Origin of the sequence: Brevundimonas sp. UBA7507, from assembly GCF_002478355.1 — a bacterium.
GTDB classification, from domain to species: domain Bacteria; phylum Pseudomonadota; class Alphaproteobacteria; order Caulobacterales; family Caulobacteraceae; genus Brevundimonas; species Brevundimonas diminuta_D.
Genome location: NZ_DLNP01000013.1, coordinates 231,201 through 257,993, shown reverse-complemented (window position 1 = coordinate 257,993; position 26,793 = coordinate 231,201). Strand labels below are relative to the sequence as shown.

At 63.9% G+C, this 26,793-nt stretch carries 21 protein-coding genes; 20 read left to right on the top strand and 1 reads right to left on the bottom strand.

Features of this window, described 5'->3' with window-relative positions:
• Positions 1-59: 59 nt before the first annotated feature.
• From eno to B3D50_RS08645, 12 genes are all read left to right on the top strand, one after another.
• Complete coding sequence (gene eno, locus B3D50_RS08700) at positions 60-1,337, top strand: phosphopyruvate hydratase (protein WP_003164875.1); 1,278 nt, start codon at positions 60-62, stop codon at positions 1,335-1,337.
• 153 nt (positions 1,338-1,490) lie between these two features.
• Positions 1,491-1,811, top strand: a complete 321-nt coding sequence (locus B3D50_RS08695; protein WP_269297977.1) for an FtsB family cell division protein — start codon at positions 1,491-1,493, stop codon at positions 1,809-1,811.
• A gap of 113 nt (positions 1,812-1,924) precedes the next feature.
• Positions 1,925-2,953, top strand: coding sequence for a pyruvate dehydrogenase (acetyl-transferring) E1 component subunit alpha (pdhA, locus tag B3D50_RS08690; RefSeq protein WP_003164877.1), 1,029 nt, complete (start codon positions 1,925-1,927; stop codon positions 2,951-2,953).
• Between the two features lie 3 nt (positions 2,954-2,956).
• Positions 2,957-4,306, top strand: coding sequence for a pyruvate dehydrogenase complex E1 component subunit beta (locus B3D50_RS08685; RefSeq protein ID WP_286950786.1), 1,350 nt, complete (start codon positions 2,957-2,959; stop codon positions 4,304-4,306).
• Positions 4,303-5,577 (top strand): pyruvate dehydrogenase complex dihydrolipoamide acetyltransferase, encoded by a 1,275-nt coding sequence (locus tag B3D50_RS08680; RefSeq protein ID WP_286950785.1) that lies wholly within the window; start codon positions 4,303-4,305, stop codon positions 5,575-5,577. The genes B3D50_RS08685 and B3D50_RS08680 overlap by 4 nt, the downstream gene beginning before the upstream one ends.
• Positions 5,578-5,592: 15 nt before the next feature.
• Positions 5,593-6,072, top strand: coding sequence for a glutathione peroxidase (locus B3D50_RS08675; protein WP_286950784.1), 480 nt, complete (start codon positions 5,593-5,595; stop codon positions 6,070-6,072).
• A gap of 2 nt (positions 6,073-6,074) precedes the next feature.
• On the top strand, positions 6,075-7,481 hold the full coding sequence (lpdA, locus tag B3D50_RS08670; RefSeq protein WP_286950783.1) for a dihydrolipoyl dehydrogenase: 1,407 nt from the start codon (positions 6,075-6,077) through the stop codon (positions 7,479-7,481).
• A gap of 65 nt (positions 7,482-7,546) precedes the next feature.
• Positions 7,547-8,551 carry a cysteine synthase A gene (locus tag B3D50_RS08665; protein WP_286950782.1) on the top strand — a complete coding sequence of 335 codons (1,005 nt, stop codon included), beginning with the start codon at positions 7,547-7,549 and terminating at the stop codon, positions 8,549-8,551.
• The gene (gcvA, locus tag B3D50_RS08660) at positions 8,548-9,501 is read left to right on the top strand and encodes a transcriptional regulator GcvA (protein ID WP_286950781.1); all 954 of its coding nucleotides are present in this window, start codon (positions 8,548-8,550) and stop codon (positions 9,499-9,501) included. Before B3D50_RS08665 ends, gcvA begins: the two co-directional genes overlap by 4 nt.
• A 220-nt stretch (positions 9,502-9,721) precedes the next feature.
• Positions 9,722-10,882, top strand: a complete 1,161-nt coding sequence (locus B3D50_RS08655) for a site-specific integrase (protein WP_167349643.1) — start codon at positions 9,722-9,724, stop codon at positions 10,880-10,882.
• A gap of 2 nt (positions 10,883-10,884) precedes the next feature.
• Complete coding sequence (locus B3D50_RS08650) at positions 10,885-12,366, top strand: site-specific integrase (protein ID WP_145915904.1); 1,482 nt, start codon at positions 10,885-10,887, stop codon at positions 12,364-12,366.
• The gene (locus tag B3D50_RS08645; protein ID WP_145915903.1) at positions 12,356-14,665 is read left to right on the top strand and encodes a hypothetical protein; all 2,310 of its coding nucleotides are present in this window, start codon (positions 12,356-12,358) and stop codon (positions 14,663-14,665) included. The genes B3D50_RS08650 and B3D50_RS08645 overlap by 11 nt, the downstream gene beginning before the upstream one ends.
• A gap of 436 nt (positions 14,666-15,101) precedes the next feature.
• Here the strand turns inward: B3D50_RS08645 and B3D50_RS08640 are convergent, their stop codons facing one another.
• Complete coding sequence (locus tag B3D50_RS08640; RefSeq protein ID WP_025977014.1) at positions 15,102-15,353, bottom strand: helix-turn-helix domain-containing protein; 252 nt, start codon at positions 15,351-15,353, stop codon at positions 15,102-15,104.
• Between the two features lie 56 nt (positions 15,354-15,409).
• On the opposite strand from B3D50_RS08640, the gene B3D50_RS08635 reads away from it, so the two are divergent.
• From B3D50_RS08635 to B3D50_RS08600, 8 genes are all read left to right on the top strand, one after another.
• On the top strand, positions 15,410-16,228 hold the full coding sequence (locus tag B3D50_RS08635) for a hypothetical protein (protein WP_145915902.1): 819 nt from the start codon (positions 15,410-15,412) through the stop codon (positions 16,226-16,228).
• Positions 16,229-16,812: 584 nt separating this feature from the next.
• Complete coding sequence (locus B3D50_RS08630; RefSeq protein WP_143276087.1) at positions 16,813-17,133, top strand: hypothetical protein; 321 nt, start codon at positions 16,813-16,815, stop codon at positions 17,131-17,133.
• A gap of 56 nt (positions 17,134-17,189) precedes the next feature.
• Complete coding sequence (locus tag B3D50_RS08625; protein ID WP_025977016.1) at positions 17,190-18,443, top strand: TolC family protein; 1,254 nt, start codon at positions 17,190-17,192, stop codon at positions 18,441-18,443.
• The gene (locus tag B3D50_RS08620) at positions 18,443-19,645 is read left to right on the top strand and encodes an efflux RND transporter periplasmic adaptor subunit (RefSeq protein WP_025977017.1); all 1,203 of its coding nucleotides are present in this window, start codon (positions 18,443-18,445) and stop codon (positions 19,643-19,645) included. The genes B3D50_RS08625 and B3D50_RS08620 overlap by 1 nt, the downstream gene beginning before the upstream one ends.
• A gap of 11 nt (positions 19,646-19,656) precedes the next feature.
• Complete coding sequence (locus B3D50_RS08615) at positions 19,657-22,878, top strand: efflux RND transporter permease subunit (RefSeq protein ID WP_025977018.1); 3,222 nt, start codon at positions 19,657-19,659, stop codon at positions 22,876-22,878.
• A gap of 23 nt (positions 22,879-22,901) precedes the next feature.
• Entirely contained in the window at positions 22,902-23,477 is a 576-nt protein-coding gene (locus tag B3D50_RS08610) for a cation transporter (RefSeq protein WP_234288684.1), read from the top strand.
• Positions 23,474-24,115: a methyltransferase family protein gene (locus B3D50_RS08605; protein WP_025977020.1), complete on the top strand. Its 642-nt coding sequence runs from the start codon at positions 23,474-23,476 to the stop codon at positions 24,113-24,115. The genes B3D50_RS08610 and B3D50_RS08605 overlap by 4 nt, the downstream gene beginning before the upstream one ends.
• A 171-nt stretch (positions 24,116-24,286) precedes the next feature.
• The gene (locus B3D50_RS08600) at positions 24,287-26,788 is read left to right on the top strand and encodes a heavy metal translocating P-type ATPase (protein ID WP_025977021.1); all 2,502 of its coding nucleotides are present in this window, start codon (positions 24,287-24,289) and stop codon (positions 26,786-26,788) included.
• Positions 26,789-26,793: the final 5 nt, after the last annotated feature.

Here is a 26,793-nt window from a genome sequence, read left to right as displayed (position 1 = left end):
CAGCGGGTCTGGTCTAAACCGACCCCACCTTTTCCAACTCAGTCAGAGCGCAGAGTTTCATGACCGATATCGTCGACATCGTCGCCCGCCAGATTCTCGACAGCCGGGGCAATCCGACGGTCGAAGTGGACGTGATCCTGGAAGACGGCAGCTTCGGCCGCGCGGCGGTGCCGTCGGGCGCCTCGACCGGCGCGCACGAAGCCGTTGAACTGCGTGACGGCGACAAGGACATGTGGGGCGGCAAGGGCGTCGAAAAGGCGGTCGACGCCGTCAACGGCGAGATCTTCGACGCCCTGTCCGGCATGGACGCCGAGGATCAGCGCCGCATCGACGAGGCCCTGATCGAGCTGGACGGCACCGAGAACAAGTCGCGCCTGGGCGCCAACGCCATGCTGGGCGTGTCTCTGGCCGTGGCCAAGGCCAGCGCCATCTCGGCCGGTCTGCCGCTGCACCGCTACATCGGCGGCGTCTCGGCCCGCATCCTGCCCACGCCGATGATGAACATCATCAACGGCGGCGCCCACGCCGACAACCCGATCGACATCCAGGAATTCATGATCATGCCGACGGGCGCCGAGAACTTCTCGGAAGCCCTGCGCATGGGCGCCGAGATCTTCCACGCACTGAAGAAGGCGCTGAAGGACGCCGGCCATAACACCAACGTCGGTGACGAGGGCGGCTTCGCCCCGAATCTGGCCTCGGCTGACGAAGCCCTGACCTTCATCACCAAGGCGGGCCAGGCGGCCGGCTATCTGGCGGGCGAGGACTTCCACCTGGCGCTGGACGTCGCATCGACCGAATTCTTCAAGAACGGCAAGTATGAGCTGACCGGCGAGGGCAAGTCCTTCGACGCTGAGGGCATGGTCAACTACCTGGCCGACCTGGTCGAACGCTTCCCGATCGTCTCGATCGAAGACGGCTGCGCAGAGGACGACTTCGACGGCTGGAAGCTGCTGACGGACCGTCTGGGCGACCGTGTCCAACTGGTCGGCGACGACCTGTTCGTGACCAACCCGCGCCGTCTGGCCGCAGGCATCGGCGAAGGTCTGGCCAACTCCATCCTGATCAAGGTCAACCAGATCGGCACCCTGTCCGAGACCCTTGACGCCGTCGATATGGCGCACCGCGCGGGCTACACCGCCGTGATGTCGCACCGTTCGGGCGAGACCGAAGATTCGACCATCGCCGACCTGGCCGTGGCGACCAACTGCGGTCAGATCAAGACCGGCTCGCTGGCCCGTTCGGACCGCACGGCCAAGTACAACCAGCTGCTGCGCATCGAAGAGATGCTGGGCGATCAGGCCGCCTATTTCGGCGACGGCATGCTGCTGAAATAAACCGCATCACGAAGATGTGCTGGACGCCGCCTCCGAACCTCGGGGGCGGCGTTCGCAATTACGGCCAAGCTACGGTTCGTTAGGCATTTTCGGTCACTGATAGGTCACCGTGTTTATGCGCGCTCAGAAGGAGCGTCCGCCGTGCCCGAGCAGATGAAGCCCTATTTGCCGTCCGTCCTGCTGTTGCTGCTGATCGCCTATCTGGGCGTACAGGCCCTGACGGGTGAACGCGGCCTGCTAAGCGGCGGTGAACGCGACGCTTTGCTGGCGCAGCGCCAGACCCAGCTGATGCGCCTGGCCGAGCAGCGTCAGGATCTGGAAGTCCGCGTTCGCTATCTGCGCACCGAGAGCCTGTCGAAGGATCTGCTGGAAGAACGGGCGAGGGCGGTGATCGGCTTCGCCGACCCGCGTGACTATGTGGTCCGCCTGAACGGCCCGACCGACCACAACCCTGACGCGACGCGCGCCTCCTGAACTATTGTTACAGCCCGGTCGGCTGCTTTGCGTTTCGGGAACGAAGGCTGCTAAAGCCCCTTTCCGTAACGATAAGAGTCCCTGATACAGGGGTGTAAGCCGGGAGATGCCGGATGGCGAAAGCCGCCGCTCAGAAAAACTCGCCCAGCGCGGGCGACAAGATTCCGAACACGCCTCAGGCTTCCAAGGAAGACCTGCTGCGTTTCTATCGCGAGATGGTCCTCATCCGCCGCTTTGAAGAGCGTGCGGGCCAGCTGTACGGCATGGGCCTGATCGGGGGCTTCTGCCACCTGTACATCGGTCAGGAAGCCGTGGCCGTCGGCGTTCAGGAGAGCGTCAAGCAGGGCTACGACAAGATCATCACGGGCTATCGCGACCACGGCCACATGCTGGTCGCGGGCATGGATCCGAAGGAAGTCATGGCCGAGCTGACGGGCCGCATCGGCGGATCGTCCAAGGGCAAGGGCGGGTCGATGCACATGTTCGACGTGCCGACCGGCTTCTACGGCGGTCACGGCATCGTCGGCGCCCAGGTGGCGCTGGGCACGGGCCTGGCCTTCGCGGGCAAGTATCGTGGCGATGACTCGGTCAGCTTCGTCTATTTCGGCGACGGCGCCTCGAACCAGGGGCAGGTCTACGAGAGCTTCAACATGGCCCAGCTGTGGAAGCTGCCGGCCATCTACATCATCGAGAACAACCAGTACGCCATGGGCACGAGCATCGAACGCTCGTCGTCCACGACCGAACTGTATCAGCGCGGCGCCAGCTTCGGCATTCCGGGCGAACAGGTCGACGGCATGGACGTCCTGGCCGTGCGTGACGCCGCCGCCCGCGCCGTGGCCCGCGCCCGCGCCGGTGAAGGCCCCTACATTCTGGAAGTGAAGACCTACCGCTATCGTGGCCACTCCATGTCCGACCCGGCCAAATACCGGACCAAGGAAGAGGTGGACGAGGTCAAGAAGACCCGCGACCCGATCGACCACCTGAAGATGCTGCTCGCCGCCGCCAAGGCGACCGAGGACGAGCTGAAGGCGATCGATAACGAAGTGAAGGCCATCGTGGCCGAAGCTGTGCAGTTTGCTCAAGAGAGCCCTGAGCCGGATGCGTCCGAGCTCTACACCGACGTCTACGTGGAGGCCTGATACGTGACGGACATTCTGATGCCGGCGCTGTCCCCCACGATGGAAGAGGGCACGCTGACCAAGTGGCACATCAAGGCAGGCGACGTCGTGTCGGCCGGCCAGGTGATCGCCGAGATCGAAACCGACAAGGCGACGATGGAAGTCGAAGCCGTCGATGAAGGCGAAGTGCTGGAGATTCTGGTGTCGGAAGGCGCCGAGGGCGTGAAGGTCAACACGCCGATCGCACGCTTGGCCGGTGAAGACGGCGCCGCGGCGCCGGCCGCCAAGGTTGAAGAGGCCCCGAAAGCCGAAGCGAAGACCGACGGCGCGCCTGCCGATGCTCCGGTGAAGCCCAAGGTCGAACTGCGTGATCCGGAGATTCCGGCCGACGCCAAGCTGGTCAAGACCACCATCCGCGACGCCCTGCGCGATGCCATGGCCGAGGAAATGCGCCGCGACGAGGCTGTCTTCCTGATGGGCGAGGAAGTCGCCCAGTATCAGGGGGCCTATAAGGTCAGCCGCGACCTGCTGCAGGAATTCGGCGACCGTCGCGTGGTCGACACCCCGATCACCGAGCACGGCTTCGCCGGCCTGGGCGTCGGCGCCGCCATGGCGGGCCTGAAGCCCATCGTCGAGTTCATGACGTGGAACTTCGGCATGCAGGCCATCGACCACGTGATCAACTCGGCGGCCAAGACCCTGTACATGTCGGGCGGCCAGATCCGTTGCCCGATCGTGTTCCGCGGCCCGAACGGTGCCGCCGCCCGCGTGGCGGCCCAGCACAGCCAGGACTATTCGGCCTGGTACGCTCAGGTTCCGGGCCTGAAGGTCATCGCCCCCTATGACGCCGCAGATGCGAAGGGCCTGCTGAAGGCCGCCATCCGCGACCCGAACCCGATCGTCTTCCTCGAGCACGAGATGATGTACGGCCTCGAGTTCGACGTGCCGGACGTCGAGGACTATGTGGTGCCGATCGGCAAGGCCAAGGTTCGTCGCGAAGGCACGGATGTCACCATCACGGCGCACAGCCGTATGGTCGGCTTCGCCCTTCAGGCCGCTGAAAAGCTGGCCGAAGAAGGGGTTTCGGTCGAGGTCGTCGACCTGCGCACCCTGCGTCCGCTGGATCACGAAACCATCGTCGAAAGCGTCAAGAAGACCAACCGTCTGGTCTCGGCCGAAGAGGGCTGGGGTCCGATGGGCGTCGGCGCCGAAGTGGTGGCGCGCGTGATCGAACACGCCTTCGACTATCTGGATGCTCCGCCGCTGCGCGTGCACCAGGAAGACGTGCCGTTGCCCTACGCCGCCAATCTGGAAGCCCTGTCCCTGCCGGGCGTCGACAAGATCGTCGCCGCCGCGAAGAAGGTGATGGCATGACCGATATCCTGATGCCCGCCCTGTCTCCGACGATGGAAGAGGGCGTCCTGGCCAAATGGCACGTCAAGGTCGGCGACACCGTCTCGGCGGGTGACGTCATCGCCGAGATCGAGACTGACAAGGCGACGATGGAAGTCGAAGCCGTCGATGAGGGCGAAGTGCTGGAGATTCTGGTGCCGGAAGGCGCCGAGGGGGTGAAGGTCAACACGCCGATCGCCCGCCTGTCCGGCGACGCCGTGGCGCCTGCGCCCAAGAAGACCGAAGCTCCGACCGAAGCGACTAAGGCGGAAGCGCCTAAGGCTGAGGCTCCAAAGGCTGAAGCCGCGCCCGCTCCGGCCGCGCCGAAGTCGGACGACGGCGGCCGCATCTTCGCCTCGCCGCTAGCGCGCCGTCTGGCCGCCCAGGCCGGTCTGGATCTAAAGACCGTCAAGGGCACCGGCCCGCACGGCCGCATCGTCAAGCGCGACGTGGAGGCCGCAGGCAAGGGCGGCGCTCAACCGGCGGCCGCCGCGACGGCGGCGGCTGCACCCGCCGCAGAGCCGCGCAAGGCCCTGTCGCTGGCGCAGATGGGCATTCCGGACGGCAGCTATGACCTGATCCCGCTGGATGGCATGAAGAAGGCCGTCGCCCGCCGCATGGTCGACAGCGTGCAGAACGTGCCGCACTTCCCGCTGTTCATCGACTGCGAGATCGACCAGTTGATGGCCGTTCGCGCCAAGGTGAACAAGATGCTGGAGCCGCAGGGCGTCAAGGTCTCGGTGAACGACTTCGTCATTAAGGCCGCCGCCCTGGCGCTGAAGATGGTGCCGGAGGCGAACGCCTCCTACACCCCTGAAGGCATCGCCATGCACCACAACGCCGACGTCTCCATGGCGGTGGCGATTGACGGCGGCCTGATCACCCCGATCATCCGCAAGGCCGAGACCAAGGGCCTGGCCCAGATCGCGACCGAGTCCAAGGATCTGGCCAAACGTGCGCGCGAGCGCAAGTTGAAGCCGGAAGAGTTCCAGGGCGGCACCTTCTCCGTGTCCAACCTGGGCATGTTCGGCATCAAGCAGTTCACCTCGATCATCAATGAGCCGCAGGGCTGCATCATGAGCGTGGGCGCCGGCGAACAACGCCCGGTCGTCAAGGACGGCCAGATCGTGCCGGCCACCGTCATGACCGTGACCCTGACCTGCGATCACCGCGTGGTCGACGGCGCGACGGGCGCCCGCTTCCTGCAGGCGTTCAAGCCGCTGATCGAAGATCCCGTGGCGATGCTGGCGTAAGGGAGGAGAGGGGTCATGACCTCGGTCTATGACTTCTCCGCCCGGGCCATCGACGGCGCGGACGTGTCGCTGGACCGCTTTCGCGGTCAGGCGTTGCTGATCGTCAATACGGCGTCCAAGTGCGGCTTCACCGGTCAGTATGACGGGCTGGAGAACCTGCACCGCGACTTCGCCGACGCGCCGTTCGAAGTCCTGGGCTTTCCCTGCAACCAGTTCGGCCAACAGGAGCCGGGGAGGGCGGCGGAAATCGCCGCCTTCTGCGCCAGCAGCTTCGATGTGACCTTCCCCTTGTTCGACAAGATCGAGGTCAACGGGCCGAACCGCCATCCCCTCTATGCGTGGCTATCCCGACAGAAGCGCGGATTCCTCGGCTCCCAAGCCATCAAATGGAACTTCACCAAGTTCCTGACCGACCGCGAAGGCCGCGTCGTCGCGCGCTATTCGCCCCAGACTGAACCCGAGGCCATCAAGGCCGACATCGAGAAGTTGATCTGATCATGGCCCAAGAATTCGATCTCGTCGTCATCGGCTCGGGCCCCGGCGGTTACGTCGCGGCCATCCGCGCCAGCCAACTGGGCCAGAAGGTCGCCATCGTCGAGCGCGAGAACCTGGGCGGCATCTGCTTGAACTGGGGCTGCATCCCGACCAAGGCCCTGCTGAAGTCGGGCGAGAAGTTCGAAAGCCTGTCGCACCTAAAGGACTACGGCCTGTCCGCCTCGGGCGCGTCGTTCGACTTCGACGCCATCATCCAGCGTTCGCGCGGCGTGGCCAAGCAGTTGAATCAGGGCGTCGGCTTCCTAATGAAGAAGAACAAGATCGAGGTCATCGAAGGTTCGGCCAAGCTCGAGAAAGGCGCCGCCGCCCCGAAGGTCGTCGTGGCTCTGAAGGCCGGCGGCTCGCGCACGATCGAAGCCAAGACCGTCATGCTGGCCGTCGGCGCCCGCGCTCGCGCCCTGCCGCAGATCGGGCTCGAGGCCGACGGCGACAAGATCTGGGCCTACCGCGACGCCCTGGCGCCGAAGAAGCTGCCCAAGACCTTCGTGGTCATCGGCTCGGGCGCCATCGGCATTGAATTCGCCAGCTTCTACCGCGCCCTGGGCGCCGAGGTGACGATCGTCGAAGCCGTCGACCGCATCATGCCAGTCGAGGACGAAGAGGTCTCCAAGGCCGCCCAGAAGGGATTCGAGAAACGAGGCATCAAGTTCAAGCTCGGCGCCAAGGTGACGAAGGTCTCCAAGGATTCCAAGGGCGTGAAGGTCGATCTTGAAGTCAACGGCAAGACCGAAAGCCTGGAGGCCGAGGTCTGCATCTCGGCCGTCGGCATCACCGCCAACACCGACGGCATCGGTCTGGAGGCGCTGGGCGTCGAACTGGACCGCGGCCACATCAAGACCGACAGCCACTGCCAGACCAATGTGAAGGGCCTCTACGCCATCGGCGACTGCGCCGGCGCGCCCTGGCTGGCGCACAAGGCCTCGCACGAAGGCATCCACGCCGCCGAGCACATCGCCGGCTTCAAGACGCCGAATGTCCATTCGCCGATCGCCGGCTGCACCTACGCCCAGCCGCAGGTCGCCTCGGTCGGGGTGACGGAGCAGGGCGCCAAGGCCGAGGGCCGCGAGGTCAAGATCGGCCGCTTCCCCTTCAAGGTGAACGGCAAGGCCATCGCGGCGGGCGAGACCGACGGCTTCGTCAAGGTCATCTTCGACGCCAAGACCGGCGCCCTGATCGGCGCCCACATGATCGGCGCCGACGTCACCGAGATGATCCAGGGCTATGTCACCGCCATCACCATGGAAGCGACCGAGGAAGACATCCACGGCATCGTCTACCCGCACCCGACCATGTCCGAGGCCATGCACGAGGCGGCTCTCGACGCCTATGGTCGCGTGATCCACATCTAGGGCGGTTGTTAGAAAATCTGAACTGTGGCTAACAGGGTCGCTCCTCGCCACGGTTCGGATATTCCATGATTGTCGCGCCTGACGTCCTCGGCCTGATCGGCAACACGCCCTTGGTGCGCCTGAAACGCGCGTCTGAGGCCACGGGTTCTGAAATTCTGGGCAAGGCCGAGTTTCTGAACGTCGGCGGTTCGATCAAGGATCGCGCCGCGCTCAGCATCATCCGCGCGGCGCGCGCCTCGGGCGCGTTGAAGCCCGGCGGAACAATCGTCGAGGGCACAGCGGGCAACACCGGCATCGGCCTCGCGCTGGTCGGGGCGGCGTTGGGCCATCCGGTCGTCATCGTCATGCCGCGCACCCAGACGGAAGAGAAGAAGCGCGCCGTCCGCCTGCACGGCGCCCGTCTGATCGAGGTGGATCCTGCGCCCTTCGCCAGCCCGAACCATTTCGTCCACTTCTCGCGCCGTCTGGCCGAGGAACTGAACGACAGCGAGCCGAACGGCGCCTTCTACGCCGATCAGTTCGACAATCTGGCCAACCGTCAGGCTCACTATGAAGCCACCGGACCCGAAATCTGGAAGCAGACCGACGGCCGCGTCGACGGCTTCATCTGCGCCGTGGGTTCGGGCGGGACGCTGACCGGAACCACGACCTATCTGCGCGAACAGAACCCGGCGCTGAAGATCGGCCTCGCCGATGTGCCCGGCGCCTCACTCTACAGCTGGTTCACCGAGGGCGTGCTGAAAGGCGAGGGCGGTTCGGTCGCCGAGGGCATCGGCGTCAATCGCATCACCGGCAACCTGAACGGCCTGTCGGTCGATCACGCCTATCGGATCGAGGACGCGGAATTCCTGCCCATCCTGTTCGACCTGGTGCGAGAGGAGGGGCTGTCCCTCGGCCCGTCCAGCGGCGTCAACATCGCCGGCGCCATCCGTATGGCGCGTGATCTCGGCCCCGGCCATATCATTGTGACCGTGCTGTGCGATGCGGGCCAGCGCTACGCCAGCAAGATCTACGACCAAGCCTTCCTGAACACGCGCGGCCTGCCGACACCTGAGTGGATCAGCCGATGACCCGCCGCAAAGAGATCGCCATCGAAAGTCGGATTCCGCCTCTCAACGCCCTGAAGGCGTTCGAGGCCGCCGCACGTCGCCTGAACATCACACGCGCCGCCGAAGAACTGTCGGTCACGCCAGGCGCCATCAGCCAGCAGATCCGAATTCTGGAGGAACACGCCGGGGCGCCGCTGTTCCACCGCGAAGGCCGTCAGATCGCCCTGACCGAGCTGGGCGCTGAACTCTATCCCTTGCTGCGTGACGGTTTCGACTATCTGAAACGGGCAGGGGATCTGCTGTATCGCCCCGATCGCCGACACGCCCTGGCGGTCAGCGTGCCGCCGTCCTTCGCCTCGAAATGGCTGGCGCCGCGCATCGCCCGTTTCACAGCCGCGCACCCTGAGATCGAGGTGTGGATGTCCGCCGACATGCGCCTGGCCGACGTCAGCGGCGGCCGGGTCGATGTGGCCGTTCGTTATGGCCGGGGCGACTATTCCGGGGTGCGATCCGAAAAGCTGCTTGACGCCGACGTAACCCCGGTTTGCGCTCCGTCGTTAACCATGGGCGGGAACGCCTTACACCGTCCGGCAGACCTGGCGCATCATGCCTTGATCCACCTGCGTCCAAGCGAGCTGGAGGAACCGCGTCCGGACTGGGCGGCCTGGTTCAAGGCCCGTGGACTGACGAGCATCGACGCCCAGTCAGGGCCGCGCTTTGATCAGACCGCCTTGGCCATTGAGGCGGCCGCACACGGACAGGGGGTGGCCTTGGCGCCGTATGCTTTCGTGGCGGGGGATCTGGCGTCCGGTCGCCTGGTGGCGCCTTTCGCCGACGGCGCGCTGAGCACGGCGCTAGCTTATTACGTTCTGATCAAGCGCAGCGGCGCGTCAACGCCCGCCAGAGCCTTCGCCGCCTGGCTCAAGGAAGAGGCGAAAGCCGCCGCAGACGCGAGCGTCGATGATCTGTGAGGCGATGTTCGATTTGTCGTCTAAGATATATTATGCGAAGGCCGACCAAGTTCATTTCCGTTGCAACATGAGCTCAAGCCCAAGCTGCGCAGCCATTCAAAACAGCGCAGCAGCTTGGGCTTGGGCGGGCTCCATTCGACACGTATGCCCTTGATCATTCCCGTCTAATCCTGCTGAAGCTACGACAGCTACGGTTGGTTGTGTGTTTTGGCGTATGAGTTTGATCCCAGCATCCTTGCGCGGTCCAGTATGCACCGATGCGCTCGGGCTACCTCGGTATGCCGCAACGATATGGCTTGATTTTCTCAACGCACACCAGGCCATCGCGACGCGCGAAAAACATGCCTTTGCTATATCCCAACTCTATCATGATGCTGAACGCCTGAATCCGCCAGTCGACCTCGATCGAGCGCTTGTTGCTGCGGATCTCAACGCTATCCAACGCGTACTGTCCTCAGCCTTGTTAGGTCATCAGTCTCAAACGGCGCCGGAGAAGCGTTGGGCGCTCCAAAGGCGCTTCGTGTTCGGTGTCCTAAGTATGATTAACGGGGCCGATCCTCGAGATCTATCGAAGGACCTGCAGCGTCTTCAGCGCTCCTATTCGCAGCTACGCGCCCAGCCAAAAGCAGCTACTGCGTCGATCCAAGTAAAGTCCTTGCCTGCCATTGTCCTAGAAGATGTGTTTGACATCGTGAACCCCGACAGCGAGAGAAATCCGTTTCGCACTGAGACAAATCGGTGGCGGAATTATGCCATGGCTCTAATGCTATTCCAGCTTGGCTTGCGTCGCAGTGAATTGCTTCTTCTTACACCCGATAGCCTTCAGAATGAGTTCGATTTTCGCACGGGAGAACAGGTATTTTGGGTCAGTATTCGCCCGCCAGAGCACGAAGATCGACGATCCAGTTCACCGCAACTGAAGAACCATTGGGCAAGCCGCGACCTGCCGCTGTCGAGAGCACTTACAGCAGCGATTGACAACTATATCGTTCATTATCGCGGTGACCCGGCGCATGGGTACCTATTCTCTTCGCAGGAAGGGGCTCCGATATCCAAGCAGTCTCTCAATGAGATATTCCTGAAGATAAAACGGAGTCTTTCTGCTCAGGCGCGCAATGCCTTGGCCGCGCGAGCTAATGACCAACTCTCGCCCCACTCGCTTCGACACACAGCAGCTGTAGTCAGGTATCAACGATTTTCGGAGGGCGGGATGGAGTTTGAGGAAATAGGGCGCAGGATTCGTCCCTTTATGGGGTGGGCTCCAGGTTCAGAAATGCCATTTCACTATGCTCGCGCATTCTTCGAGCCGCGCTACGCGAAGATGTGGAACGAAAGTTTCGATGACACTCTGGCAGCGTTGCGAAGCGGAGTGTGGAGCTAGTGGTGCAGTATTCACTTTTTCCGCTCGATCAACAGCCCCCTCCCCTCCCTGCTTTGCCGGCCATGCCGCCCTTGGTCAGGTACAGGGATCGTTACGGCCGCAAAGATGTGACGCTTAAACAGCCTGCTCTGAGCGAGTGGTCGCTGCACATTAATGGAGGTATTAGAAACCTCAGATTGAGCTTTGATCACCCATGGATCGATCAGTTTATCCGGGCGCATTTAGCTGACAGATTAATTGAAGGTTCGGTTACAACCGTAATGAACTACGGCCATCGCTATATAGCGATGCACGACGAGGGAAAGCTTCACGCGATAGTGTTTGCGGTTGCGACTTTGACCCCTAACGATTTTCAAAAACTATGGATCGATCAGTTCCGAGATCAACTATCTAGGCATGACGCTGTTGCGATAAGATCTGCGATACGTTTCGCGTGCGCTTGGGAAATTGGACGCTGGCATCCCGCTGATTTGGATTTTGTTCGCGCGCTTCCTGGACACGATCTGGATAAATATAAAGGCGTTCGAGACGCCTCGAGCTTTCTTCCCACTGCTTCGCAAAGCCAGATAGTAGAATTTATCGATCAAACGGTTCGTAACCTAGACAGTTCGGGTTCAGATCGAATTCGAGTTGCGGCCATCTTGGCCCTGTCTTTCCAGTTCGGCCTTCGGCGCACTCAAATTGCATCGCTAGAGATGTCTGACTTTACTTTTCACAGCGATGACGCGTTGCATATACGTGTCGAGTTGTTGAAGCAGCGGCGTCAGAAAGTCGGCAGGTTGGTGACGCGGCGAATGCAGCAGAGTTGGGTACCGATCCTCCGGCGATGGATTGCCTGCCGTCCGGCTGGTGAAGTCAAGTTCTTTGGCCTAGCACCAGAGCGGATCGGCACTTTGATTGCCGACGCATTGCTTGAAATCACAGGGGCCAGTTACTCAAGCCAGACCCTTCGACACACCAGTGCTCAACGCCTTGTCGACGCTGGAATTTCACACGAGTCTCTGAGCGATTTTCTTGGGCATACAGATACGACAGCCGCCCAAGTGTATTTTGCCGCGTCTCAGAACCAGGCCAAACTGGTGAACATGGCGTTGGGCTATTCGCCCACATATCAAGGCGTCGCTGCTGCGGCCCGCGGTGATATGATCACGGCCGCACAGCTTCTCTCAAGACCAGTTGATCAGCAGATTTCAGGGATGCCTCACGGCGTCCCGATTTCGGGGATCGGCGCCTGCCAAGCAGGGCAATCGTCATGCCAGAGGAACCCAGTCCTAGCTTGCTATACTTGTCACAAGTTTCTCCCTGTGGCTGATCCTGAAGTGCACGCAACACTGTTGGTTGAAATGCGGGATGTCGTGCGTTCATTTGACCAACCACAACTTATAGATCGCGTTAGTCCGGCAATGATGCAGCTCCGTGTCACGCTCGAAGCCATAGAAGAGGTCGTCGGGATGGCGAGTGCTGGTGCATCACATGCCGTCTGAACTGGACTCTTTCATTCTTCGTGCGCAGCAGATTGCAATTGATCATCAGCTGGACTGGGAGGTTCCATACGATCTGGAGGACGGACGCATCCCTCGCGAGAGCTGGTGGGACTTGCGCGCTGCGGCGAAGCATGGCGCTGGAGAGCGCGCATTCCTCTCGACATTCGGAACTCTCGGGTCGGGTGCGGCGGCGCTCCAAACGCTGTGTGGTGGAGTTATGCCTGCCGTCATGGGACGTGATTGGATCGAACTCTACAAGGCGCTTTTGCTGCACGATCTTTTCGTAAAGCGAAACAAGCCCAGGAACGGGATCTCTAACCTGGGCAACCCCTTCCGCCTTCTTGCTGGCTGCGTAGGGTCAGCATCGCCCTCGCAAATAACCTCCGATCAGGTGCGTTTGGCCTACAATGTTGGGCTCATGGCGAGCACTTCGGGGCAGTGGGCTCGCTTGTTAAAGGGGATGATATCGGGCTGGTTTGATGCTTTTCAGTTAGCCGAACGTCGACCTCTGGCCCAATATTGTTCTGCCTATCCGGATAGGGCGCTCGTTCAAGAACAGGAGGCCAAGCTCGTCCAGGTGGCGCGGCGTCAGCTTGACACGAAGAGGCCTGACTCCCTTAGATCAAAACTAAGCATTCGTCATTTTGAGGATAAACTTCCTGAACAGGAAGATTTGTCGGAACTCGTTCGGATCGTGTTTAGCGAAACTCCGCGCACCACTTCAGATTTAATTCGATTCCATCAAGCAAGGGTACTTATTGTAACCGGTTTTAGAGTTGGAGAGTTAGTTCTCCTGCCCGAAAAAACACTCGTAAACAGGAATGACTCTCCGCCCCATCCGCGCATATACGGCCCACCGGAGCCAGGGACCGGCTTGCTTCATTTTGCTGAGAAGCAGCATCAGGATGGACCGGGACAAGAATTTGTCGAAGCTCTGCATCACGTGCCGAGCCTGCTCGCTCCTATTGTGCGAGAATCTGTAGCAGCCGTCCTTCGCGCAACGGCGCCACAAAGGCTCATGTTGCAGCGCCAACACGCCGAACAACGGCTTTTTGTCGGACTGTCTAACGACGATCTTCTCCCGTGGGCTGAAGCTTATCGCCGAATGTCTGGTATTATGCAGACGTCCCAGGAGCCTATCCCAGCAGACCTGCGCTCAAAATATCGCTCCAACTATGATCCCGCAATTTTGAACGAAATGCGCGATCATCAAGACCACCACGTTCACCAGAGCGGAGAACACAAGCAGGTCCGGGAATATTTCCGTCGCATGGAAGCTGCGTTGCAAAGGCCGATTCTTCGACGCAGCCGAGGAGAACTATTTAGTTTCGCTCTGAGGGAGAGGAATGACGGACGAGGTGTTTATATTCGCGCAGGCGACATGGAAGTTTACGCACGCGATCATCTTCAACTGAAATTGCCAGACGAGAGGGTGGTGCAGTTCGGCGAGAAAGATCTGCGTAGCGACGCTTTCCTTTTTCTGCTCCCTGGAAAGATCATCGCGGAAGAAAAGTACGATGCGATCGTCGATATCGACCGGTATTTTTCGGTGAAAAGGGCAGACAAAGCAGACCTAGAGCTACAGCTGGGCGGGAAGAATCCGGGCCTCATATTCAAAAAGTACGGCAAGAGCGAGCAGGCTAGATCGTTCTCAGTAAACCCTCATTCGTTGCGACATTTTCAGACCACTGAAATGTTCAAGTTGGGCGTGGCTGACACCATCATTACAAAGCGCTTCAATCGCACTTCGGTGGCTCAGAGCTACACTTATGACCATCGGTCTGTATCTGAACGCCTTGAGGAGATGGAGCCGGGACAGTCACGTCTGGCGGACGAAATGTTAGGCCCGAAAGCGCGCAAGGCGTTCGATCTGATACGCAGTAGAAAGATCCAAGGCCCTGTCGTTAAGCGGTTTCTGGAGCTTCAAACTATCATGGGCGATGAAGCGGCATTTGAATACCTTAATGCTGAAGCTGGATCTCTGCATATTACACCTTACGGATTTTGCCTTAATAGCTTCGCTGCCAGTCCGTGTTTGAAGCATCTCGAGTGCTTCAATAGCTGCTCGCACTTGGTTCGGACCGATGCGGCAGCGGAACAGGACAACTTGCAGACGTTGAAGCGCCGATTTGAGGTGCATATCGATAGGCTGAGGCAAACTGGGAGCCGCGCCCCTCATTTTCAAACACAGATGCAGCATGCGGAATCACGGCTCGCTGGAGTGAATGCGGCGTTGGACGCAGCTCCTGGCGAGAAGGTATTCCCTAGCTCTAACAGTCGCTATTTGCCACCCGAATGAATAAGCCCCCACATCCAAAGCAGGTTGAACTGGCCCGCATTCTCGAAGAGATGATTCTGCTCGACGAGACCATTACCTTCAACGCGGTGTCGCGTAAGGCCCAAAGTCACTTCCCCTTTGCGTCATCGCTTTCGAGGCCTTCAATGCTGAAGAATGCCGTTGAAGAAGCCCGGCGTCGGCAGAATGCGGTGAGGGTTCACGCCTCAAAGCTAAGCAAGTCTGGACCACTTGTAACCGCGGCAAGATTGAGCGCCGCCGAGGCCCGTGTCCGGGACTTGGAGGATCAGAACAAGTTGCTCATTGCCGGGCTTCGGGCATCATTGCTCGCCATCGGTCGCCTCGGGGGAGCCGCCGCATGGCAGGAGCACTTCCCTGTCTATAGCGAAGCCTTCAAGCAGCTACGCGAGTTGGGCGGAGTTCCGTCTGCCGAAGTTGCTCAACTTCCGTCGGCCATATCGTCAGATTGGGGCTGCAACAGAACCCAGGCTTCGACGCCCAAGCCGTCTGCCAAAGCGCCAATGCTGTCGATCGACAAATTGCGCTCCGATCGCTCGACAGAGCCCACATAGGTTCGATGGAGGTTCGACGCCGCGCCCAGGTCTTCCTGGCTTAGGTGCTTGGCGCGACGCAAGCGGCGCACGTTAGCCGCTACGATATTGCGAAGCCCCTCTCCTCTCCCCTCTGACATGAGCGGGAACGTCGATGGATGATGACTTTACGTCGACAGACGTTAAGTAGCATTCCATGGTCCTCACTGATGCTCCGGATTCTGAAGCCGACACCTCCCCAGCCTGGACGGTTCTGGTGGCCAATTCGGCCTGTGGTGAATTGTCTGCAATGGCGCGTAATGAGGGTATCTCGCTGCCCCAGTACGTTGCGGACCTAGTCTCGATGCGCGCCGCAGTCGAGCTAGTCGCACCATCCCCAACATGGTTGGCCATCCCGATCGATGTGGCCGCCATACAATTCACGCCATCGCCCGAGCTAGCTGAACGGATCGAGGCGCTCAGCCAAATCACTGGCCAGCATCATGACGTCATAGTTAGTAACCTCGCCAGCGGAGGTCCTCCCATGCCGCCGCCCCAACTACCACTAGGCTATTTGCGTACGGATCCAGGGCGCGGACGGATATTCGGTATGTATTTCGAGATTGCAGGATTCCAGTACTCGCTGATGCGCCATTTGGGGGGCGATGCGTTTCGCAATAGCCAGGCGTTGGATGCTGCATTTCTGGCGTTGGCTTCGCAGGCCGCGAGCACGGGGAAATTCATGAACGAGTCGATCTCCGAGGCCGCACGGCAGTTTGCTACCAAAGTCGTCATGATCGCCAATAGGCGGAGCGTTTCCCCTAGGGATGTAACGATGGCGGGTCGAAGCAAGGCAACGACCGGGCGCCGGGCCTCAACGGCATCCGAGACTGAAGGGGTTTCAAAAGCCGATCAGAACAGCGTTCCTAGACGCGCCAGTTCGCAACCTGCACATCAACCACGCGGAGGTGATCCTTTTGCAGCTTTCAGCGAGTGGCATGAGGATATCGACACCGAAGCATATAAGAACCTGTAATGACGCCGGTTCACGACGTTCAGCTTCACATGGCCGCGCGAATGAACGCAGCCCTTGCCTCAGAAGGTCCAAGCGCCGCACTGCTGTGTTTTATCGAGGACTTAGAGGAGTTTGGGTTGCTGGGGGATGTAGCGAAAGCAGCAGGGTTGACGTCACAGAGAGTTATAGGACTCCTCTCCGGCAAGCGAAGTCCACCATTCGCTACAGTCGTTACTCTATGGAAAGCGGCTGGGCTTCGGATCACGTTCAAAGCTGCACCAACAAGAGAAGGTTGATACTTCCGTAAATAAGGTAGCGGACGCACTCGCCTGTCAGGGATTGGCGTCCTAGCATCGTTAATAACCGCTGCCAGAAATGATCTGCGGATGATCCGACCAGGGCTTAAGGCACAGCCAAGCCGTCTGGATTTGGATGTCAGCGCGGTTGAAGACTGGAACGGGCTGTGCTGGGGCCTTACCCAGCCTGAGGTTGTTCATGCGTAGGTATCGAACAAGATAAGTCGGCTCCAAAGCGAACCTTATAACAGATTGCCATGGTTGCCTGACACCGTTAGCTACGCCCTGATGTCTCGGTCGATAATCAGATTGGCGAGAATTTTTGCGGCGCTGACCTTGGTCATCGCCGTCTTCGCCGTGATTCCGGCGACCGATGCCGCAGCCTGCGCCCCCGAGATCCCCGCTCTCGAGCAGGTGCTCGATGCTCATCCCGGCGATACGCATGACGGCCAGGGCGCCGAACCTGGGGCCTGCGCACACGGCCATTGCCACCATACGGCCAGCGAGCGTCACGCCATCCCCGAAGTCGACGTGACGGCGCCGCATGCGCCTGCCCCGCGCTTGATCCCCGGCGACGACACGACCGTGTCCTTCGCCCCCAACGGCCTCAAGCGCCCTCCCAGAGCCTGATCAGAAGCCTGCGCCTTCGCGCGCCCTCCTTCTGAATCAATTCTGGAAGTCCAAACATGTCTCCGACAATTCGTCGTCGGCCGCGCCTCGCGGCCGGCTGCGCGCTGGTCGTGCTCGCCGCCCTTGCGGCCGGGCCGGCCTGGGCCGAGCCTGCGCCCGCCTATGCCGAACTCCTGGCCCGCCTGGACCAGACGCCGGCCGCATCCGAAGCGGTCGCCCTGGTCGACGCCGCCGAGGCCCGTGTTCGACAGGCCCGCGTTCGGCCCAATCCCAATCTTTCCCTCACCGCCGAGAATGTCGGCGGCTCGGGTCCCTACTCTGGTTTCGGCGCGGCTGATCTCAGCCTCTCCTTCAGCCAGGATCTCGAACTGTGGGGGCGCAGGCCGGCGCGAGTGAACGTCGCCCGGGCCGAAGCAGGATCAGCGGCTCTTCGTCGCGACCTGACCCTCATTGACGCTGGCGGCCGACTGGCCCTGACCTACGCCGAGGCCGAAGCCGCCCAGCGCCGGACCCAACTGGCCGAGGAAGGTCTTTCCCTGGCACTGGCGGACGCGCGCGCCGCCCTGGCCCTTGTCGAGGAAGGACGCGAGCCTCTCCTGCGCGGGGTCCAGGCCGAGAGCGAAGCCGCCGCCGCCCGGGCCCGCCTGGACGAAGCCCAGGCCGAACGCCAGGCCGCCCTAGCCCGACTGACTGCTGTCGCCATGCTGCCCGCTCCGGCCACCTCGATCGAGGCCAGCCTGCTCGACGCCGCAGTCAGCGTCCAACCGACTCCGGTCGACAGCGCCCCGACGGTCCGTGTCGCGGAGTCCGAGGCCACGGCCGCCGAGCGCCGCATCGAGGTCGAGCGCATCAACGGCCGACCAGACGTCACCGCCAGCGTCGGCGTGACCCGGTACGGCTTGGAGGACGAGACCGCCTTGACTGTCGGCCTCAGCCTACCCCTGCCCCTGTTTAATAGGAACCGCGGCAATATTGATGCGGCCCGAGCCGAGTTCCGCGCCGCCGAGGCCCGCGTCCTCCAGGCGCGGCAGGACGCCAATGCAGACCGGTCGGCCGCGACGGCCCGCCTCGCCTCCTCAGGCAGCCGTGTCTCGGCGGCCGACGCAGGGGTGAAGGCGGCCGAAGAAGCCTACCGCCTGTCGCGGCTCGGCGCAGACGCCGGACGCATCTCCCAGCTCGAACTGCGCGTCAGCCGCACCGCCCTGATCAACGCACGCTCCGCCGCCGTCGACGCTCGCCTCTCGCGCGTCCGCGCCGAAATCGATCTGGCGCGCCTGGAAGGCCGCGCCCCGTTCCAAGGAAACTCCTGATGCGCCTCAAGACATCCAACAAGACCCTGTTGATCGGCGGCGTCGCCGCCCTGGTCCTTCTGGGCGGCGGGGGGCTCTATATGACCCTGCAGAAGCCGACGGCGACGCAGGCGGAAAAAGCCGCTCCGCCGAAGGCCGCGGACCAGGCCGAGGGCGAAGCGGGCCACGCCGACGAAGGCGAGACCCCGGAAGGCGTGGTCGAGCTCAGCGCCGAACAGCTCAAGGCGGCCGGCATCTCCGTCGTGGCGGTGTCCCGCGGCGGCGGCGGCGAGACGCGCCTGTCCGGCCGGGTCGAGGCCATGACGGACGCGCGCGCCGCCGTCGGCGCCATGGTCGGCGGCACGGTCGAGCGCGTGCTGGTGGCGCCGGGCCAGGCGGTTCGCGCCGGCCAGCCCCTGGTCAGCCTCGTCAGCGGCGAAGGCGCCGCCCTGCGCGCCGATATCGACGCCGCCTCGGCGGCGGCGACGGCGGCCCGCCAGGCCTTCCAGCGCAACCGCAACCTGGCCGACCAGGGCGTTGTCGCCCGTCAGGAGGTCGAGGCCTCCCAGGCCCAGGCCGCCAGCGCTGAGGCCATGGCCCGCGCCGCGCGGGCGCGGGCGACGGCCGCCGGCTCGCCCAACGCCTCGGGCCGGATGAGCGTGGTCAGCCCCATCTCGGGCGTTGTCACCAACGTCCAGGTGGGCCCGGGCGGCTTCGTGGCCCAGGGCGGCGTGGTCGCCGAGGTGACCAATCCGGCCCGCGTCGAACTCGTCTTCAACGCCCCGCCGCAACTGGCGGCCCAGGTCCGTGTCGGCTCACACATGCGCGTCACCGGCCCACAGGGCGAGTTCGACGCCCTGGTGGTCGGGGTCGCGGCCGACGCCGGCTTGCAGGATAGCGGCGCGACCGTGATCCGCGCCCGTCCGGACGGCGGCGGCCTGCCGCCGGCGGGTTCGCCCGTCACCGGCGCCGTGGTCACCGGAAATCCTGCCGGCGACGCCCTGACCGTGCCGTCCGAAGCGGTGCAGACAGTCGACGGCGCCACCGTGGTCTTCGTCCAGAATGATCACGGCTTCCGCGCACAGCCCGTCCTCGCGGGCCGTCAGGCCGGGGGCTCCACCGAGATCCTGCGCGGCCTGACCGGAGCCGAACGCGTCGCCTCGACCAACGCCTTCCTGCTCAAGGCCGAACTGGCCAAGGGCGAAGCCGAGCACGGCCACTAGGGGGAGCGACAATGTTCAAAGCCATTATCGAGGCGTCCGTCCGCTTCCGCTGGTTCATCGTCCTCGCCACGACGCTGGTCGCGGCCTGGGGCCTGTTCCAGCTCACCAAGCTGCCGATCGACGCCGTGCCCGACATCACCAACCGCCAGGTGCAGATCAACACCGTAGCCCCGGCCCTGGCCCCTGAACAGATGGAGCGCCAGGTCACCTATCCGCTGGAAACGGCCATGGCCGGCATTCCCGGCCTGCAATCAACCCGCTCCCTGACCCGCAACGGTTTCAGCCAGGTGACGGTCATCTTCACCGACCAGACCGACATCTATTTCGCCCGTCAGCAGGTGGCCGAACGGATGGCCCAAGCCCGCGAAAACCTGCCCGAGGGCGTCGAGCCCGGTCTGGCCCCGATCACTACGGGTCTGGGCGAGGTCCTGATGTGGACGGTCGACTTCAAGCCTTTCGACGCCAAAAAGGCGCGGGTCGGCCAGCCCGGCTGGCAGCCCGACGGGGCCTATCTGACGCCCGACGGCGAGCGGCTGGCGACCCCCCAGGCGAGGGCGACCTATCTTCGCACCGTGCAGGACTGGATCATCGCGCCGCGCATGCGCACGGCCAAGGGCCTGGCGGGCGTGGACGTCAACGGCGGGTATGTGAAGGAATACGCTGTCCGTCCTGACCCCGCGCGCCTGGCCGGCTACGGCCTGGGCCTCAACGACCTGATCCAGGCCCTGGACCGTGCCAACAACCAGGCGGGGGCCGGCTATGTGCAACGGGCGGGCGAAGCCTTGACCGTCCGCACCGACGCCCTGGCCCAGACCATCGAAGATCTGGCCCAGGCCCCCGTGGTCAACCGCAACGGCCTGGTCGTCCGCGTCGCCGACGTGGCCGTGGTCGAGATCGGCCAGGCGCCGCGTCTGGGCGGGGCCAGCCGCGACGGCCATGAGGCGGTCATCGGCACGGCCCTGATGCTGGCGGGCGAAAACAGCCGCACCGTGGCCCAGTCGGCTGCGGACCGGCTCCAGGAGGTGGGCGCCAGCCTGCCGCCCGACATCGTGGCCGAACCCGTGCTGAACCGCAGCGCCCTGGTCAACTCCACCATCAAGACGGTGGCCAAGAACCTGACCGAAGGGGCGCTGCTGGTCATCGTCGTGCTGTTCCTGCTGCTGGGGAACATCCGCGCCGCGACGATCACGGCCCTGATGATCCCGATCAGCTTCCTGTTCGCGGTCATCGGCATGAACCGTTTTGGCATCAGCGGAAACCTGATGAGCCTCGGCGCCCTCGATTTCGGCCTGCTGGTCGACGGCGCCGTGGTGGTGGTCGAGAACACCCTGCTCATGCTCAGCCAGCGCCGAGCGGATGTGGGCCGCGCCCTGACCCGCCACGAACGTCTGGGCGTCGCCGCCAGCGCCGCGCGCCAGATGGTCAAGCCCGCCGCCTTCGGCCAGCTGATCATCCTGCTGGTCTTCACCCCCCTGCTGATGCTGGAAGGGGTCGAGGGCAAGACCTTCATCCCCATGGGCGCCACGGTCATGCTGGCCCTGGTCGGCGCCTTCATCTTCTCCTTCACCTTCGTCCCGGCCATGACGGCCCTGCTCGTGCGCGAACCCAAGACCGTCCATGTCGATGACAAGGGAGAAGCCCTGGAGCATGAAACCTTCCTGCTGCGCCACGCGCGCCGCTGGATCGAACCGGCCATCCGTGCGGCCGTCGATCGCCCCAAGGTGGTCCTCGCCGCCGCAGTCGGCGCCCTCGTGATCGGCGGCGTCGCCTTCACCACGCTCGGCCGGGAGTTCATCCCGACCCTGGACGAAGGCGACATCGCCATGCAGGCCCTGCGCGTGCCCTCGGCCTCGCTGGAGCAATCCCTAGCCATGCAGATGGCGCTGGAGCGTGTCATCAAGGCCCAACCCGAGGTCAAGACCATGTTCTCCCGAACGGGGACCGCGGAGGCGGCGGTCGACCCCATGCCGGCGAACATCTCCGACGCCGTCATCGTGCTGAAGAACCGCAAGGAATGGCCTGATCCGAAACTGCCGAAGGAGGAGTTGATCGCCCGCATCGAAAAGGCCGCCTCGACCCAGCTGGGCAACAGCTTCGAGTTCAGCCAGCCGATCGAGCTGCGCTTCAACGAGCTGATCTCGGGGGTCCGCACCGATCTGGCCGTCATGGTCTATGGCGACGACTTCGCCCAGCTCCAGGCGACGGCCGACCAAGTGGCCAACGCGCTGCGCGCCACACCGGGCGCGGCGGACGTTCGCGTGGAGCAGGCGTCAGGTCTGCCGACCCTGACGGTCAGCGTCGACCGCTTCGCGGCGGCCAACTACGGCCTGGCGGCTGCGGACGTGTCGGAAGCGGTCTCGGCCGCTGTCGGCGGCGCCGAGGCGGGGCAGATCTTCGAGGGCGACCGCCGTTTCGACGTCGTGGTCCGTCTGGACGACGCCCAGCGGAACGATCCCGCCGCCCTCGCCGCCCTGCCGGTCACGACCTCGACCGGCCTGACGGTGCCCCTGTCCTCGGTCGCCCGCATCCAGGTGGCCGAGGGTCAGAACCAGATCAGTCGCAACGACGGCAGCCGCCGCATGGTGGTCCAGGCCAATGTGCGCGGCCGCGATCTGGGCGGCTTCGTCGGGGACGCCCAAGACAGGGTCGGCGCCCAGGTCAAGCTTCCGACCGGCTATTCGCTCAAATGGGGCGGGCAGTTCGAGAACCTGAAGCGGGCCGAACAGCGGCTGGGCCTAGTCATCCCTGTGGTCTTCGTCCTGATCGGCATCCTGCTGTTTATGGCCCTGGGATCCTTCGCGGAGGCAGGGCTGGTGTTCGCCTGCGTGCCTCTGGCGCTGGTCGGCGGGGCGCTCGCCCTCCTGCTCAGGGGCATGCCCTTCTCGGTCTCGGCGGCGGTCGGCTTTATCGCCGTGTCGGGCGTCGCGACCCTGAACGGTCTGGTGCTGATGCAGGCCATTCGAGAGCGGCTTCAGACGGGACAGAACCCGCACGACGCCGCCCTCTTCGGCGCCTTCAGCCGCCTGCGCGCGGTCCTGACCACAGCCCTGGTGGCCATCGTCGGCTTCATTCCCATGGCGATCGCTTCGGGAGCCGGCGCTGACGTCCAGAAACCCTTGGCCACCGTGGTCATCGGCGGCCTTCTGACGGCCACGGCCCTGACGCTGCTGGTCCTGCCGACCTTCGCCGCCAAGGCGGTCCGTCATCGCAAGGCAGAAGGGATCGAGGACTGATGGGCGGATCCCAGGAACAGGAGATGCTTCAACGTCGCACGCTTCTCGTCGTGCTGGCGCTCAACGTCCTCCTGTTCGTGGGTCTCGGAGTCGGCGGCCTGTTCGCCGACTCCAGCGCCCTCCTCGCCAACGCGCTCGACAACGGCTCCGACGCCGCGGTCTATCTGATCAGCTTCCTGGCCGTCGGTCGGGCGATGATCTGGAAAACCCGCGCCGCCCGGTTGTCGGGGATCATGCTGCTGATCTTCGCCGCCGGCGTCCTGCTGGACGTCGGACGGCGCTGGATCGTCGGGACCGAACCGGTCGGCTGGACCATGATGGGCCTGGCCGTCATCGCGGCGGCCGTGAACCTGATCTGCCTCGCCTTGCTCAGGCGTCAAGACGGCGACGACGTCAACCTGCGGGCGGCGCGAACCTTCAGCTTCAATGACTTCGCCTCGAACGGGGGCATCCTCGTCGCCGGCGGACTGGTCATGGTCATGGATCAGGCCTGGCCGGATCTGGCGGTAGGCCTGATCGTCGCCGGCATCGCCTTCAAGGGCGGAATGGACATCCTCCGCGACGCACGCAGCGTCGCAGTTGAAGGAGCAATCTCGTGAATCTTCCCGAACAACACGGGCGTGACGGCACCGCCGTCCCGATCGACATCCAGGGCGTCCAGAAATGGCGCAAGCTCTTCATCCTGGCGGGCCTTTTCGCTCTCCTGGCATGGACGCCCCTGGTCAGGGCCCGCCCCGAATTTGAACACCCCGTCGAACACCTCGGCCTTATCGCCATCATGATCTGCATCTTTGGCCGCGCCTGGTGCTCCCTCTACATCGGCGGTCGCAAGAAACAGGAGATCGTCTCGAACGGCCCCTATTCCCTCTGTCGCAATCCGCTCTACGTCTTCAGCTTCATCGGCGCCTTCGGCGTCGGCGCCATGTCGGGCAGCCTGACCATCGGCCTTGTGTTCGCCCTGGCCTGCTGGGGGGTCTTCCGGGCGGTCGTCGAAAGGGAGGAGCGCTTCCTCGCCGGCGCCTTTGGCGCGACCTATGAACGGTACCGCCTCCGGACGCCGCGTTTCCTTCCGGATCTCCGTCTGTGGCGCGATGAGGCGGAACTCACCGTCCGACCCGCCTTCTTCCTTCGCACCCTGAGAGACGGCCTCGTCTTTCTTCTCGCCCTGCCCCTGTTCGAATTGCTGGAAGGCCTGCAACAGTTCGGCTGGTTCAGCGTCATCTTCCAACTGCCCTGAGACGGAGCATGGAACGCCAGCGTCTTGTGACCTCTCTCGCGGCGCTTCTTGCGGCCCTCGCCTTCCTTGCGGGCGCCGCCGTTCGCCTCGCTTCGCACGAGCGCGACGTCCAGGCCGAGTCACGCGCCCCCTAGCCTTCAGCCCCCTCTTCCGCATCCGAGGAGTTCAAGCATGCCTAGCACCGTCAGACTCGACATACCGGTCCTTCTCCCCGAAGCGCCCGACGCCTTGGACGCCTGCGTCGAGCGCCTCGTCAAACGCCTGACCGGCGCGCCCGGCCTGTCCCAGATCCACGTCGCGGAATCCCCGACCGGGCCCCAGCTCTGCCTGCACTACGACGCCAAACTCCTGTCGCCGGACGAGGTGCGCCGCAAGGCGCTCCAGGCCGGGGTCGAGATCAGCCGTCGCTTCGGCCACCTGGTCGGCTGGACCCAAGGCGTGCGCCATGCGCGGCACGCCCGTTCGCTCGAGGCCGACCTCAAGGCGGAGCCCGGCCTCCTTGAGGTCGGCCTCGACGCCGCCGGCGCGGTCCGCGTCGAGTTCGACCAGAACCGGATCACCCGCGACCAGCTGATCAAGACGCTCGCCGGCCACGGCCTGACCTTCTCCCCCCAGCCCTTCCCGGCCAGGGCTGAACACGCCGCAGACGACCACGCCGGCCACGACCACGATCCCGGGAAGGAGGATCACGCCGACCATGATCACGCCCACGGAGGGATTTTCGGCGCCAACACCGAACTGATCTTCGCCCTTGCCGCCGGCGGCACCCTGGGCCTCGGCTTCGCCCTGGAAAAACTGGCGTCGGGCCTGCCGGGCTGGATCCCGCTCGCGCTCTTCCTCAGCGCTTACGGCCTGGGCGGCTTCTTCACCGTGCGCGAAGCGATCGACAACCTCAGGCGCAAGCGCTTCGAGATCGACACCCTGATGCTGGTGGCGGCGGCGGGGGCGGCGGCGCTCGGCGCCTGGGCGGAAGGCGCCCTGCTCCTCTTTCTCTTCAGCCTCGGCCACGCCCTGGAGCACTACGCCATGGGCCGGGCCAAGCGCGCCATCGAGGCCTTGGCGGAACTCGCCCCGCGCACCGCCAGGGTGCGGCGTGACGGCGAGGTGATCGAGATACCGGTCGAGGCGCTTGAAGTCGGCGAGGTGGTGGTGGTCAGGCCCAATGAACGCCTGCCCGCCGACGGCTTCGTCATCAAGGGGGCCACCAGCATCAATCAGGCCCCCGTCACTGGGGAGAGCATGCCGGTCGACAAGCAGCCGGTCGATGATCTCGCCGAGGCCCGGGCCCGCCCCGCCTCCATCCTCGCCGCATCCGCCGTTTTCGCCGGGACGATCAACGGCGCCGGCGCCATCGAGATCGAGACCACCCGCAAGTCCAGCGACACCACCTTGGCCAAGGTCGTGCGCATGGTCAGCGAGGCGGAGACCCAGAAGTCGCCCACACAAAGGTTCACCGACCGGTTCGAGCGCGTCTTCGTCCCTCTCGTCCTGGGCCTGGCCTTCATCCTGCTCTTCGCCTGGGTGGTGGTCGACGAACCCTTCCGCGACAGCTTCTACCGCGCCATGGCGGTCCTGGTGGCCGCCAGCCCCTGCGCCCTGGCTATCGCCACGCCGAGCGCCGTCCTGTCGGGCGTCGCCCGCGCCGCTCGCGCCGGCGTCCTGATCAAGGGCGGCGCGCCGCTTGAGAGCCTCGGCGCCGTCGACGCTATCGCCTTCGACAAGACCGGTACCCTGACGGAAGGCCGCCCGCGGATCACCGACGTCATCCCCGTCGACGGCGCCGACGAACGCGCCCTGCTGACGGTGGCGGTCGCCGTGGAACGGCTCAGCGATCACCCCTTGGCTGAAGCCATCGCCCGGGACGGCGCGGCGCGTCTCGACGGCGCCGCCGTCCCTGCCGCTTCAAGCCTGCAGAGCCTGACCGGCAAGGGCGTCGCCGCCGAGCTCGAGGGCGTCACGGTCCAGATCGGCAAGCCCGAGATGTTCGGATCGGACGGCGTGCCGGTTCTGAGCGTCCAGGCGACCGAGGCGGTCGATCGCCTCCGCGCCCAGGGCCGCACCCTGATGGTGGTGCGCCAGGGCGAACGCGATCTCGGCGTGATCGGCCTGCTGGACACGCCGCGTGCGGCCGCGCGCGACGCCCTGACAAGACTGAGAGCCCTGGGCGTCCGGCGCATGATCATGATCTCGGGCGACCACCAGAAGGCGGCCGAAGCCATCGCCGGCCAGGTCGGCCTGACGGAGGCCTGGGGCGACCTCATGCCGGACGACAAGGTCGAGGCGATCAAGCGCCTCCGCGCCGAGACCAAGGTCGCCATGGTCGGCGACGGGGTCAACGACGCCCCCGCCATGGCCACGGCCACGGTCGGCGTGGCCATGGGCGCGGCGGGCTCCGACGTCGCTCTGGAAACCGCCGACGTGGCCCTCATGGCCGATGATCTGTCCAATCTTCCCTTCACGGTCGGCCTGAGCCGTCGCACCCGAACCGTCATCCGCCAGAACCTGTTCGTCAGCCTCGGCGTGGTCGCCTTCCTCGTGCCAGCCACCATCCTCGGTCTCGGCATCGGCCCGGCCGTCGCCCTGCACGAAGGCTCCACCCTCTTAGTGGTGTTCAACGCCCTGCGCCTGCTCGCCTACCGCGATCGCCAGGCGCCCGCATCCTATCCGGGATAAAGCCC